General features: G+C 64.8%; 10 protein-coding genes. 4 read left to right on the top strand and 6 right to left on the bottom strand.

Translation table 11 applies throughout. The annotated features are described in order from the left end of the window. Positions 1-13 precede the first annotated feature (13 nt). The gene (locus OHB23_RS21865) at positions 14-616 is read left to right on the top strand and encodes a cadmium resistance transporter (RefSeq protein ID WP_222647656.1); all 603 of its coding nucleotides are present in this window, start codon (positions 14-16) and stop codon (positions 614-616) included. A gap of 103 nt (positions 617-719) precedes the next feature. Here the strand turns inward: OHB23_RS21865 and OHB23_RS21860 are convergent, their stop codons facing one another. From OHB23_RS21860 to OHB23_RS21840, 5 genes are all read right to left on the bottom strand, one after another. Then, entirely contained in the window at positions 720-1,745 is a 1,026-nt protein-coding gene (locus OHB23_RS21860; RefSeq protein ID WP_222647655.1) for a recombinase, read from the bottom strand. Further along, the gene (locus tag OHB23_RS21855; RefSeq protein WP_328811746.1) at positions 1,742-2,908 is read right to left on the bottom strand and encodes a site-specific integrase; all 1,167 of its coding nucleotides are present in this window, start codon (positions 2,906-2,908) and stop codon (positions 1,742-1,744) included. Before OHB23_RS21855 ends, OHB23_RS21860 begins: the two co-directional genes overlap by 4 nt. Before the next feature lie 1,254 nt (positions 2,909-4,162). After that, positions 4,163-4,954, bottom strand: a complete 792-nt coding sequence (locus OHB23_RS21850) for a ParA family protein (protein WP_328811745.1) — start codon at positions 4,952-4,954, stop codon at positions 4,163-4,165. Between the two features lie 584 nt (positions 4,955-5,538). Continuing rightward, on the bottom strand, positions 5,539-7,443 hold the full coding sequence (locus tag OHB23_RS21845) for a hypothetical protein (protein WP_328811744.1): 1,905 nt from the start codon (positions 7,441-7,443) through the stop codon (positions 5,539-5,541). Positions 7,444-7,712: 269 nt separating this feature from the next. Continuing rightward, positions 7,713-7,895: a hypothetical protein gene (locus OHB23_RS21840; RefSeq protein ID WP_328811743.1), complete on the bottom strand. Its 183-nt coding sequence runs from the start codon at positions 7,893-7,895 to the stop codon at positions 7,713-7,715. Between the two features lie 784 nt (positions 7,896-8,679). Between OHB23_RS21840 and OHB23_RS21835 the strand changes: the two genes are divergently transcribed. Continuing rightward, positions 8,680-10,074: a cytochrome P450 gene (locus OHB23_RS21835; RefSeq protein ID WP_328811742.1), complete on the top strand. Its 1,395-nt coding sequence runs from the start codon at positions 8,680-8,682 to the stop codon at positions 10,072-10,074. A gap of 64 nt (positions 10,075-10,138) precedes the next feature. Next, complete coding sequence (locus tag OHB23_RS21830; RefSeq protein WP_328811741.1) at positions 10,139-11,158, top strand: GAF domain-containing protein; 1,020 nt, start codon at positions 10,139-10,141, stop codon at positions 11,156-11,158. Positions 11,159-11,312: 154 nt separating this feature from the next. On the opposite strand, the gene OHB23_RS22950 is transcribed toward OHB23_RS21830, so the two are convergent. Next, the gene (locus OHB23_RS22950; RefSeq protein WP_442973054.1) at positions 11,313-11,810 is read right to left on the bottom strand and encodes a helix-turn-helix domain-containing protein; all 498 of its coding nucleotides are present in this window, start codon (positions 11,808-11,810) and stop codon (positions 11,313-11,315) included. Positions 11,811-12,366: 556 nt separating this feature from the next. Between OHB23_RS22950 and OHB23_RS21825 the strand changes: the two genes are divergently transcribed. Continuing rightward, positions 12,367-13,476: a hypothetical protein gene (locus tag OHB23_RS21825; RefSeq protein WP_328811740.1), complete on the top strand. Its 1,110-nt coding sequence runs from the start codon at positions 12,367-12,369 to the stop codon at positions 13,474-13,476. Positions 13,477-13,564: the final 88 nt, after the last annotated feature.

Raw genomic sequence — 13,564 nt, 5'->3', positions numbered from 1 at the left:
AAGCGGTGCGGCAGTGATCACCACCATCGCCGCGGCCGTCGCCATGTTCGCCGGCACCAACATCGACGACATCGTCGTGCTGACCGTGCTGTTCGTCGCCTCCGCCAGCCAGGGTCGGCCACGGGCCTGGCAGATCGTCGCCGGCCAGTATCTCGGCCTGATCACCCTCGTCGCGATCAGTGTCGTCGCCGCACTCGGACTGGTCATCGTGCCGCAGGACTGGGTCGGGCTGCTCGGTGTGCTGCCCCTGTCGCTCGGCCTGTGGACACTGATCCGCGGCCTGCGTAGCGACGACGAGGACGACCCCCCGGTCGCGGCGACCGGAATGGCCGGTGTCGCCGCCATCACCATCGCCAACGGCGCCGACAACATCGCCGTCTACACCCCCGTCTTCCGGACACTCGGTGCGCCACAGACCGCGCTCACCATCGCCGTGTTCCTGATCTGCGTCGGAATTTGGTGCTACGCCGGCAGTGTCTTGGGAACACGCAGGAAGGTCGTCGACACTCTCGAACGGGTCGAACACTGGCTCGTACCCGCGGTGTTCATCGGCTTGGGTATCTTCATCCTCCTCGAATCCGGAGTACTCGGCCGACTTGTCGCCGCCGCGTCCTGACCCGCATCCGCTCACCCGTCGGCTTTGGGCGCCGTTCCATGAACTGCTGGGCCCCGGTTCGCGGGATCATCGCGCCCCGGCACGGTTCGGATTCCGCGGGCCGCTACCCCGGCGGCGCCACGTCGATGCTGTCGATCTTGCGCAGGAGCTCCTCGATGCGATTCTCGACCTCGTCGAGTCGTGCACCCACATCCGACAGTCGCTGGTGAGCGCGCCGACGCGCCAGGGTTCCGTGCGCGTAGTAGTTCTCATCGAGGACGAAGTCGTCCTCGAACCACGGGTCGGCAGTGTCGGGGACTTCGCCCGGCCCCGTGATGCGTCCGCGATGAGTCGGCGACTGCCCTGTCAGGTGTGCTCTCGCAAGGATCGACGCTGACCTTCCGGTCAGCGGGTCCGGCGCCCACGGGGTGTGGCCCCAGCGGTCGATGCGCACCAAAAGCGGGTCGTTCGCGCGCGCCGCCGGGATCAGTTCTCTCGCGTCGCCGGTCCTCGGGGCCCCTGCACGAGCCGGGTCGAGAGCGTCGGCCATCATCCGATTCGTCACAGCACCGTCGAGAATCGACTGAACCTGCGCCCACCGCCGATAGATCGCGACCGGACCGTGACCGCTGCGGTCACCGAACAGATCTTCCGTGATGCGATGGTTCCCACGGACGACGAGGTCCGCGCCGTCGATGGTGATGTCGCCGCGCCGCAACACAGTGATCTCGGTGGAGGTCATTCCGGATGCGACCAGCGTCAGGATCATCGCGTCGCGGCGGCCGAACAACGCGTGAGGCCAGCCGTGCGTCGGGATCGTCTCGATCATCGACGTCGCCGCCGCGCGGAAGTGAGCGGTGAGTTCGCGGCGGCGCCCGTTCACCGCCAGCCGGATCGTCACCGCGTGTCCGGGCTCGGGCAGTCCACTGCGCCGGTGCACGGCGTCGATGTCGGCGACGCGGCGTCGCTGCGTGGACGCCGCCGCCGGATGAGCGGTGAGGAACTGCGCGAGCGTGGACGGGTCCGCCGGCAGAGCCGGTCGCTCGGTGGCGGCGCACCAGTCGCGGAACAGTGCCCACGTCGACGAACCGGATCGGTCGAGGCCCGCCGGGCCGAGCGCGCCCCCCAGCTCCTGACGGTCCGCGTTCACAGGCCCAGCCTGGTGACGGCGTTGCCGATCAGGGGTGCGTTCTCGCGGGCGTAGATCTCGACCATGCCGGGGGTGGTGTGGCCGGTCTGTCGCATGATGGCGTGGGCGTCGGCCCCGTTGCGGAAGGCCTGGGTGACGAATCCTGCGCGCAGTGAGTGCCCACCCAACTGGGCGACCGTGTGTTCGTCGTAGCCGGCGTCGGCGGCGCGGCGCCGGATCGCCGCGTGCACCGCAGCGCCCGACAGTGCCGTCGTCGAGAGATTGCCGTTCTTGCGGATGGACCGGAACAGTGGCGCTCGCCCGCTTGCGGTGGGCAGCGGACCTCGGCACACGTGCACCTCGAACGGGACTGCGCGGCCGAGCAACCGGATGACGGCCACCCGCCCACCCGCATCGAACGAGGCCACCACTTGCAGCCACCGTATCCACGCGCACACCGGGCAGGTGCGGTGGTGGTCGGTGAACGGCAGCGCCTTCACTGACCCGACGCCGTCCTGGTCGGTTTTCGAGCGGCGGATTCGCACGTGGGCTCCGTCGAGGCGGTCGCGGCGGACGTCGCGGCATTCGAGGTCGACGAGTTCGCTGCGCCGGAACGCCCCGGTGTAGCCCATCACCAGCAGCGCCGAGTCGCGGCGCTCCAACACCTCCGAGGCCCACCCGGTCGCGCTGCGGCGGGCGTGATCGACGATGACGGTGATGTCCGCGGTCACCAGCGGTGCACGCGGGTTCCGGGGCCGATCCCCTGCCGCGGCGTAGTCACGGCGGATGCCGGCGAGGGTGGCCCGCACCATCTCGTGGCCGCATGGGCTCTCGCATCCGCTGCTTCGGTGGCGGTCGGCGATCGCGGCGACCCATTTCCCCAGCGTCGCCGGCGCGTACGCCCGGGTCCCGTCGGCGGTGACCGTGTCGGCGGCGTCGACGAGGTACGCCGCGACGGTGGCCGGGTGCGCCGGCAGGGGACGGTGCCCGGCGCGCCCACACCAGCTCTCGAAGCGTCGCCACGACGAGGAGTAGGCGCGGCGGGTTCCCACAGACCGCGCCGAGGCCATCGACCGTTCGATCCGCGCGGCGACGTCGGTTGTCAGGTCCGGGAACGTCGCCGCAGCGCCTGCAGGAACGACCGGAACGGGCCTCGAGGTGTCGCCGGGCTGCTGATGTGCCATGTCCGGCACTGTATGCCGGGCCTCCGACACGTCTTCGCGACCAAAAGTACGCTGAGCTGGCTCTTCGGCGGCGACGCTGCGGGAAAGGAAATTCTCGTTGGTCACCGCACATATTTGGTGGGTGACAACGTGCGATCGCCGCCGCGTGACGCTTCGGAGACTGCTCACACCTATGTCTGTGCTTGATCGTTGCCGCGCCGACACACCCCCTTCGGTCACGGTGAAAGATGAATGCCCAGTTCAGCGAACACATCCGGGAGTCGGGCCGTGTCGTTCGGGGTGTGGCACCCAATGTGCGGGAACGCGAACAACGAGGCGGCTGCGGTGATGTCGCCTCGCGCGAGGTCGATGGCGCCCTACATACCGTCCCACGCACTGCTGAACTGGCAGTTCACACAGCACGTTGCGCTAAGTGAACTTAACAGGCTCAACTTCTGCATGGTGGTGGGTGACTACTCACGTTTGGTCGAGAGCCGCGGGCTGGCGAGACCGATCTGCACCGACTATGCGCAATCCGCGCAGCGAAGTCATGCCGTCACCGATGGCCACTAGGGCATATGCACAGTTCAGCGGGCGACTTCGCCGTTCGGCGGTGTTGTGGTTGGTTCAGCACCTTCAGCAACGAGAAGGCGGGCTTATAGAAACACCGGTGATGTCGGCTCGGCTTAAGTGGCGATGGCGCCGATGGTCGCCTGCTGTCGTCGAAATGCCTGAACGCACGGCGACGCGGTGCGAAAAATCGGCATTTGAGAGGTCCAATACAGAGGGGCACGAGTTGCGCACGTACCGGCGCGGTTGCATCCGGCCGAGGTCGGCCTACAGCACCGCATGGGCATGAGCACTTCCGCGCCACCGCGTAGCGTGCTAGCAAAACTATCTTTGCTAGCACCCTTGTCTATAGCGAGCCGCTTGGAGGTGGATCGACGTTCATCCGATCCATCAGCTCTCGTATTGCTTGATCGGTAAGGGAAGCGAGGGTGATTGAGCGGTCCCCGGTTCTGTACCGGATCTGGTCGACGCCGCTCATCAGCCGACGCCTCGTGCTGGGCCGTATCCGAACGTTGTGCTGGTCGGTCAAGCGTTCCGATTGCCAGTCATGGGGGGAGGTCGCATTGGACCCACCTCCTACCGTTTCCGAAGCCGGTGCGGGTGGCGGCGGTGTGGAAGGGTTTTCCGGCGCCACAGCGGGGCGTGGACGCTCAGGCAAGTTCTCTGCCGGATGAGCACGCCTGATTGCTGGTTCCCTCTTCACGTTCACACCGCTACTCCTGTCTTCTCGAATGTCAGCTCTTGAAGAAGATCTGAATATGCGACGCGCAGGGCCGTCGCCTTACCGCCCGTGAAGAGGTGAATGGGAGTGCGGCTGCTGTGCGCGTCCTGCCTGGCTGCCAGCTCGGGAATGCCGGTTCGAGCCACGATGTGGCCGTAGGTGTCGCGCAGTTCATTCTCACGGAAAATATGCTCGCCGGTGCGCCGCTTGCGGGACAGCACGATCTTGTCCAGCTCCAATCGAGGGTTGGGTCGCTTCTTCACATTCTGGATGGTCTCGCGAAGGTTCTCGACGCCATCGACGCTGTCGATGGTTGGCTCCGTAACCGCGATGACCCCGTCGCAGGCGCACAAGACGGCGAACAGAATCTTGCCAAGGGACGGAGGGCAGTCGAAGAGCACCGCACTGTACGGAGAGAGGTCCACTCCCTCAAAGGCGACATCAAGCCTGAAGATTAAGTCGTTGGCACCGTCAGACTCGATGTTGGCAAGTGTTTGGTGCGCGGGGATCAGGTCGACCTTGTCCCACTCGGTCGCCACGATGGCGTCCGCGGCCCTTCCCTCCGCCATCGCAGTCATCAGGTCGTATGTGGTGCGCATTTCGGAGTCCACTGACACACCAAGGCCCTTGGTGGCGTTGCACTGGGGATCCATATCCACCACGAGGGTGTGTCGGCCGGCGTCTGCGAGCGCACTCGCCAGTCCAAGAGTGGTTGCTGTTTTGCCCACTCCACCCTTCTGATTGCAGATGGCGATTTTTCGGGGCTGCGCACTCATTATGGGTTCAATCCTTTCCGTGAATCTCGGATGAAGCGAACACGATTGCGAAACGCGTGGACACCTTCTGAGTGTCGAACAGCCGAAGCCGCGACAGGCGTGTCGCAGGTGGTGCGACGTCCAGCGGTAGGGAGCATTGGTTCGCTTCAAGCTTCCTTCTTGGCTTGCTACGCAAGCTACGCGAGCGCGCCCAGCTAGGCTTTCTTTCGTAGCAGACGTTACTACACAAGCTTCTGTAGGTACGGGTGCTACGCGTGAGTACCTAGCGCGTGTCGCTACTCTCACTAAGATAGCTGAACTAGCTAGCAAAGCTAGATTTGCAATTCTAGCTGTTCTAGCTGTTCTAGCGACTGTGCGTGCTGTACGTGCTGTACCTGCTACGTGCTACGTGCTACGTGCTACGTGCTACGTGCTACGTGCAATTGATCCGATGCAACCCCACAAGCAACATCCGTAGCCACTGACGACTGCAACCACGTGCGCTACAAGCTTTTGATGACGCTAGCAAAGCTAGCTGGGCTACCAATGCGCCTACGATGCGCGACGGGGTCTATGGATGCCCTGGTGTTCGGGGTAGATAGCCATCAAGTGCCCCAACTTGTTCGTTGGTCTGACGCTGAAAAATCACCGGGGACCTGCTTTGTGCCCGCACCTAGGCCACGGGCAATGAGAAGGTGACTTACTGACGCGTAGGGATCGTCTTCGGGCCTGTACCGCGGCTCGTCCGCCATGACCGAGTCCCAGAGTCCCTCGTCGGGTGGTGCCATGCCGTCGTCAACGACGAGGACCGTTGCGTGCGACGACGGGGGAGCGGGAATGCGTTGGGCCTCGCGTTCGGCCAGCCATTCGCGCCAGATAATCCGTTCAGCCCGGTGGCGGACGGTGCGGGCGCGAACCGCAGCGGCCAGGCCGTGCCGGTGAGCGATCTCGTCGAGCTTCACGTCTCCGAGCTGGACGTGGCCGCCCACAACAGTGAGAAGGCCGGCGGTGCGCAGGTCAAGGACCGTCTCGTAGCCACTCGATCGCCCGATCCGCACTGCCTGTACCAACGTCTCGACGGTCATGGGGCCATCGGCGGCCGCGACTGCCTCGTAGACGACGCGGTGGCGCTGGCCGATGACGCTCCACGCCGGGTGGATCGTGTCGATGACGGCCGACCGAATTTCCCGCCCTGAGTTGCCCTCTGGCGGCTTATCTCCCCTCGGCGGTACCAGCGCATACCGATCAGCGTTCTGACCGACTCCGCGAGCGATGAGCAAGACCGGGGATCCAGGGGTGTCCCTAAGTCGTTCCAGTACCGACCACACCGTTGTCTCAGGGAGCAGTCCCGCGGCAATCGAGAGCGAACGTCCACCCAACGCAACCACCGGAACACCCTCGACCAGTTCCCCTCCTGATGCCGCACCCCACGCGAGAGCATGCAGGACTGCGTGGGTGGACCAGCGATCGCGTCGGGAAGCGTATTCACGGGTAGCCCAGTCCTGAGCCGTCGTGAGCCACGCCGAGAAAGCCGGGTCTGCTGTGCCCCCTGTGTGCTTTAACTTGTGCCCGGCATCCCGGACTGGCTCAGGAAGTGTCGATGCGGCCCATTCGAGGGCTCGCGCTGCATCCCTCCGGACCGCGCCGAGGGCGTTGCCGTAGTGGGCGTACGCGTCGCGGACACCTGCCCAGTCGTCCGCCCTGAGCCGGTCGGTGATGTCGTCGGCGGTCGCGCCGGCCAGGACCGCGTGGGTGATGACCGACTGGCGAGCTTCCGAGCGCGATGCCCACCGTGTGCGATCGAGTCGGCCGGTGGCCGCGAAGGTCGTGACCGATGCCGGTGGGGGAGTGGCACGGCAGAAGCGGCCGTGCAGTCGGGCAGTACGGCCGGTTCCGATGATCCGCTCAGCGACCGTGGCGGTGCGGATCTCGGTATCGACGGTGCGCATTGCCCCAGCCACGCGGGCGCGGTTGTGGGGGAGTCCGCCGAGCAGCGCAGTAAGGCGCGTGAGCAGTGCGGGTTCGGACCCGATGGTCAGGGTGTCCATCGCGGCCGTGAGATCGCCGGCCAGTACCCGGTGGCCACCCTCGCGGCACGCGGAGCCGGGGACGGTGATGCACCCGGTCGCAGCGTTGGTCATCGGAACGATGTCCAACGTCGGCAGACGAGCGGCCAACAGATCCAGCAGTGGTCGCAGCTCGGCGACGCCGGCGGTGACGCCCGGGGCCAGGGGGACCAGGACATGGCGGCCGCCGCTGGTGGAGACGTCGACGATCGCGCGACCGCCGGCTTCCGCCAGCCAACCCAGGGCCCGGTCCACATCCGCCTGGACAGCAGCACCGCCGTAGGTCTTAGCGTCGAAGTCCAACGCGATGACGCGTGCCCGGCCGTGAGCGAACAACGGAACGGCGGCAGGTACGAGCGGGCGTTTCGTCGTCAACGAGCGCGACGAGGCGAAGCCACGCGCCGACGCGTCGTACAGACGCATGGATCGGCGCGCCGCAAGCATGGGCGCGAGACGGCGCCACAAGGCGTCGGGTGTCGCCGCCGACGACGCGACACGATGATTGATGCTTGAAGCTGAGTCAGGGCAGCATGTACCCTGAGACCTGTCCGCCAAGACAGTCCCTTCGGGGATTTGCAGCACTTAGGTTCGAGTTCCCGCTCGATCCTTATGACCTTGAAGCCCTCGGCCGCCTTGCCGGGGGCTTCGTCATTTTCAGTGCTTCGTATGAAGTTCGGCGGAGGTTCCCTCCGAACCGTGCGTTGTCAGCGTGTTCACCCGGTCATGGGCAACTCCCGGCTCTGATCGTCGAGCCCACTACCTGCAGTGAGCTCCTCGACAGTGCTGCCGGCGGCCCGAGCGGTGAGCTCGGCGAGCAGCGCACCCAGCGTGATGCCCCGCTCTGCCGCTATCGCGTTGAGCTGTTGTTTGACCTGGGGGTGCACTTTGGTGTTCATCTGCACCGGTCGATAAGGCAGCTGCGGGCGCCCTATGGGACGAGTTCTCGGTGGCCTTGGCACCGCAGAAATGTTGCCTCGAGACAGCGCTGGACGTGCCGCGACACGCCGACACCTCGAGAGATTTTCGGATAGCCAGGTCGCATCACCGTGTACCGCGTGTTGCGGTCCGACGGTCATACAGCGCGCTCGGACGAGTGCCTGTGCGCTTGGCGCGGAGACACGCCAGCCACTTGCTGAACCTGCATCAGGGCGCGTTGTACCCTGAGACCAGACCGACACAGTCTGTCCCTTCGATTAGTGAGTAGCACCAGTGGACGAAGTTGGCCCTTCGTTTCTGACACCGAGCCCCTCGACCCACAGGTTGGGGGGCTCGGTGGTTTCTGGGCTCGCTCTCATGTGCTCCGCACGCGGATAGATGCGCGGAGTTTGCAGCGCTGAACTAGCCCGTCAAAGGCAGTACCTCCTGGCTGAGTGGGCCCCGTAGTTTGTCGGCCCTGCCGACATGGAGACTGAGGATGTCCGAAACGTAAGCCGTCGTCTCCCTGTAGCCGTGCTGTGCTGCCGCCGCGGTCAGCGCCGCGTAGACCTCCGTCGGGACTGATCCGAGACGCGTAGTCGGACCAAGATGGGGACGTCCCATGAGGTGTACCTCCTTGTCGGGTTCGGTGCAAACAACCACGGACGGCAAGCTGATACTGCCCTGCGGCCGGTTCCGCGTGGGGAGGACACGCCGTAATCGCGACCCAAAATAACCGGCACCGCGCTGAGGGACACTGTCTCCATGGATGAAGTTGGACCACCGCTCGCTCGCCTCCCGCATCCGAGATTCCGGCTTCCCATCGCGGGCGATCTGCTCAGCGTCGATTCATCGAAGCCAGTGCAGCGAGAGATGAAGATGGCCGATGAGCTCGGGGGCATCTACGAGCGCAAGATCTTCGGACATCGACTCGTGGTGGTGTCCGATCCGATTTTGGTCAATCAGGTCAACAACGAGAAGGTGTGGGCCAAGTTTCTCGGCCTTCCGCATCGCAAGCTGCGCGGCATCGCGGGCGACGGGCTGTTCACCGCGTTCAACTCCGAACCCAACTGGCAACTGGGGCATGCGGTACTCGGCCCGGCCTTCAACAAGGCTGCGATGCGCCGCCATCACAAATCGATGCAACGTTCCATCGACGGACTGCTGACAACTTGGGACAACTCACCCGCTTCCGAGTCAGTTGATGCCTATGAAGAGTGCTCGAAACTGGCGTTCGATGTGATCGGGCGGTGCGCCCTCTCACACGATTTCGGAACGTTCGACGGTGGCGTGCCATTCGCCGAGGCGATTGCTCGGGCGCTTCGTTACGTCAATCGATCCTCGAACGATGTACCCGTGGTCCGAGCCGTCACAGGTCGATCCGCCTCCCGGCAGCACGACAAGGACTTGGCGTTGATCCGGGACACTGTCGACTCACTTGTCGAGAGCCGGATGCCTACTCGCCGTTCCGGCGTCAACGCGAACTCAGACCTGCTGCAGCACATGTTCGAAACGGTCGACCCCACGACAGGGGTTGGTCTCAGTGTCGAGAACATCAAGAACCAGATCATCACCTTCCTCGTTGCCGGGAACGAGACGACTGCGTCGACCATGGCATTCGCACTGCACTTCTTGAGTCGTGACTCTGGTCTGTTGCAGTCTTTGCGTGACGAGGTGGAAGACGTCTCTCCTGATGGTGGCGCCGTCGAGTTCGACGACGTACCGAAACTCCGTCGTGTTCGCCGGGTGATCGACGAGACGTTACGTCTGTGGCCGGCTGCACCTGGATACTTCCGCAAGGCGCGTGAACGCGGCCCGGCCGAACTGGGCGGCTACGAGATTCCGGAAGGGTGGGTCTTCGTCCTTCTTCCACAGGTGCATCGATCTGCATCGTGGGGAGCAGATGCCAGAAGCTTCGACCCCGATCGGTTCATGGTCGGCAGGACGGACAATGCTCCCGACCGTGTCTATAAGCCGTGGGGGACAGGTCTGCGAGCGTGCATCGGTCGTCAGTTCGCACTCCACGAGGCGGTGTTGGCCCTTGCGTCCATCGTCCGGCGTTACGACGTGGTACCTGATGACAGCTACGAGTTGGACGTACGGGAAGCCATCACGTTGCGACCTCACGGTGTTCGATTGCGACTCTCACGTTGCGTTTAGATGTAGCGTCTGGTCTCGCCTAGTCGGGGGGAGTACGCGCATGGATGTTATGAACAGTTGGCACTTGATCGAAACTCTGACACCGGGAGTGATGACGGTCGTCAGCTCAGGCGGGCGAACTAGGAACTGGACGAAGGTCGACCGTTTGTCACCCGCGTCAGACATCGACCTGCCCCTGCTCGTCGAGCACGCCTGCCGTTCTCGGCAGGTCCAAGACCACCAGGTCGCGAGCCGCCGCGGCACCTTTCTGATCCGCGTGGTTCCAGTGCTGGGGCCCTCAGGCGAGGCACACGGCGCTCAACTTTGGTTGGGCGAGCCAGGCATCGTTCCTGACCCTCCTCGTATCGTTTCGGGGATCTCGTGGTTGCTGCAGCGAACTGTGATCGCTCAGTCGCTCGAGGCAGCCTTGATGTCCGGGGTAGACCCCGCCGATCACGTCCCTGAACGCACGCCCGCCGAGTACTACGCCAAAGCCGTCAAGTTCGATGATTCGGAGTCGCTGTTCGCCGCGGCGTTGAACCCAGAGCACGGCAGAAGCTGGGAAGGCCCGATGTCCGTCTTGCACGCTGACGGGCACATCATGCGTTGGCACTGTTGGGGCAAGGGTCGGACCGACCCCGGCAATGTCGGCCTGCGACTGCTGTGGCACGACGTCACCGACACGACTCCACCTGACAAGCCGACGCTGCTCGAACTGGGCCTACCCAGCGCCTTGGAGAGCGCGGGCACCCGGATGGCGGTGTTTGATGCGCACACCGGAATCCTGACGATGTGGCTGACGGATGCACCTGAGTGGGTCCGATGGAGGGATGTTGCAAGCGGACGCGATGTTGTCCATGAGGAGGATCGGTCTGTCTTGACCAATGCCCTCGACCAGTGGTCGCGGTCTATTCACCAACCCGTCGTCGCGGTCATTCGCATCCGAGCCAAGGACGGCGCTGGTTGGCGGTGGCAACGCACTGAAGTGGAGCTCAGACCCTACCCGGGACAGTTGAGTGAGCGTCTGGTCCTCGCCGTGCTGCCCGCGGCCGCTCCGACGTCACATGATGGTCCGGCACGGATTCCGGTCCGGCGACAGTCGTGATAGTTTCGCCGAGGCACTCCACCTTCTAGGTCGAGATTCCTGTTGGCCGAACGGCCTTCAGACGCAGCCCATCCATCACGGATGCTTGTTCGCTTCCGTGACATCGATACTGCGTCTGGAGTTTGTATATGTTGTTTCCACTGCCACAACAGCGTCAAGCTGGCTCACCTCGCGGACGGCTACGGACTCGTTCGTACGCCGCAACGACGCGTGGAACGGGATACCGCAAAACCTCCGCGACCCTTGATGCGGTCGAGCCTCCCAGTCGACTCTGGCCCCGCTCCAATGCTCCGATGTACTGGGGACTGACACCCACCTCGTTGGCGAGCGCGCCTTGGGTCAGACCGCGAGAGGTGCGCAGGTCACCCAGGTACTCCTCTTCCTCGGCGACAAAGACGAAGTCACTGATCGGCCGACCCAGTTCTTCTGCGCAGCGAGCCAGTGAGTCGATGCGAGGGTGCGACTGTCCCCGCTCCCATTGCGAGTACGTCGAAGATGCGACGCCCACCAGACGGGCAACTTCAGCCCCGCTGAGGCCCATGGCGAGGCGACGTGCCCGGAGTTGTTCTGGCGCGAAGCCTCGCAGTCGCCGCCTCAACGAAGGAACCCCACGAGTGGACACGATGCCACTTGCGCCGACGCTGTAGCACATAAAGGATGTTTAGATGCTACGGTGAAACTGGTTGTTTAGAACGTCAAGTTGGGAAGGAGGGCCAACCTGCGGCTTAGAAGAGTCCCTGAACGCGCAAGCTGATTGCCGTCCGCGTAGCGCGTCCAGGGACCAACCCACACACCAGAAAAGGGCGTGGTAGCTCCAGGCTACCGACAGCGACCGTTCCCGAGGGCGACTTGCGAGCGTGTCGACAAATGCTCTTCGCCGTAAGAGCAGTGCCCGTCCTAGGTCCTGTCGAGCACCAATTCACGGCCGACATGCAGCTGTTGTCGAGGTCAAGCATGGGCGCCGATTGTTCGGCGACGTTTGCTTTCCATTCAGCGTGACGCCCACCTGTGTCGATCTGCGCGTCTGCAACGCATGTCGCCACGACGTTCGTCTCTCAGTGGCCGCACCTACTGAGGCTGAACGGTCGGTTGTCGACCTAGCTCGGCCGGGCCAACTCACTCAAGATTTTCTTGAAAGGTCCAGAATGTTGAACAGTGACAGCAGTTTCAGGCGTCACCGTCGTCGTAGAACAGCAACGCGTTCCACCGTGGTTGCTGCATCTGCGGTCGCGGTGGCGGTCGCTTTCGCCGGTCCCGCCGCCGCCGACGAGGTCCAACCCGGGCTGACGACCACGACCCCGCAGCAACCGGGTCTGTCCACCACCGTCCCCGTACCCACTCAGCAGCGCGAGTTCCTGCCCGGATACACCCCGTCCCCGCAGGTACAGCAGTCGCAGTGGCGCAGCTACGACGACTACCAGTCCGGCCGCCAGCAGTCCTCCACCGTCCCGGCCGTCTACTACTCGGCGCCTCCCGCGCAGCCGGCCCCACAGGTCGGGCCGCCCGCACCGCTCGCGCCGCCTCCTGTGCCCACTGTCGAACGTAAGGTCATCGCACCCATCGACATTCCGGAGGGCTACCTCGGCGTCGGCGGCGAGATCGTGCCCTACGACCGGAATGTCGTGGACCCGAACTTGGTGGAACAGTTCAACAACACCAGTCAGGCCATGCAGGCAGACGGCGGAAACTTCCTCGTCGACGCCGGATTCGCCGACGCACCCCGCGCCGACCGCATCTCCGCGGGAGTCGCCACCGGCATCGTCGCCGGCGGCACCGCAGGGTTCCTGACCTCGCTCGTCCCCGCGACCGTCATCACCGCCACCGGAGCAGGACTCGGCGGAGCGGTCGGCGTCGCCGCAACCACGGGCAGCGGGGCGATCGTGTGGGGCGGACCCGTCGGGTGGGTGTTCATCCCCGGTGCAGCCGCACTGGCCGGTGGGGCTGCGGGGGCTGCACTGTCCGCGCCGATCGTCGTCGGCCTGACCGTCACCGGCGCCGCACTCGGCGGCCTCCTCGGCGCCACGGTCACCGGTGGAGAGCAGCAGATCATCACCGAACCCGCCCCTGTCCCCGCCCCTGCACCCGGCGCACCAGCTCCCGCTCCCGCTGCTCCGGTGTGGACACCGCCGCAGGACGTCCAGCAGGTGATCGACACGGCCCCTGCCTACGTCGAGCAGGCCCGCCAAACAGTCGCCGACGTGCCCGGCGGCGCCGACGTCCTGGGCGCGGTCGACACCGTGATCGCCGACAACGCCCCGGCGCTCGAGCAGGGCGCGGCAGCACTGAACAGCGCGCTCGCGTCGTTCCGTCCGGCCTGATCGCCGGGTGCGGCCAGGCCTCCTCACCGGGGTCCGGCCGTATCCGAAGGTTCGGCCGACCACCTCGCCACAGACACACCACGACCAC

The organism is Rhodococcus sp. NBC_00294 (assembly GCF_036163995.1).
Classification (GTDB): Bacteria; Actinomycetota; Actinomycetes; order Mycobacteriales; family Mycobacteriaceae; genus Rhodococcoides.
This window is presented reverse-complemented; position numbering and strand designations above follow the sequence as displayed.

What these genes read in the sequence shown, in the direction of transcription:
- OHB23_RS21835 (WP_328811742.1), top strand. Translation starts at nt 8,680, where the DNA reads ATGGATGAAGTTGGACCACCGCTCGCTCGCCTCCCGCATCCGAGATTC.
- OHB23_RS21855 (WP_328811746.1), bottom strand. Translation starts at nt 2,908, where the DNA reads ATGGCACATCAGCAGCCCGGCGACACCTCGAGGCCCGTTCCGGTCGTT.
- OHB23_RS21840 (WP_328811743.1), bottom strand. Translation starts at nt 7,895, where the DNA reads ATGAACACCAAAGTGCACCCCCAGGTCAAACAACAGCTCAACGCGATA.
- OHB23_RS21845 (WP_328811744.1), bottom strand. Translation starts at nt 7,443, where the DNA reads ATGCTTGCGGCGCGCCGATCCATGCGTCTGTACGACGCGTCGGCGCGT.
- OHB23_RS22950 (WP_442973054.1), bottom strand. Translation starts at nt 11,810, where the DNA reads ATGTGCTACAGCGTCGGCGCAAGTGGCATCGTGTCCACTCGTGGGGTT.
- OHB23_RS21850 (WP_328811745.1), bottom strand. Translation starts at nt 4,954, where the DNA reads ATGAGTGCGCAGCCCCGAAAAATCGCCATCTGCAATCAGAAGGGTGGA.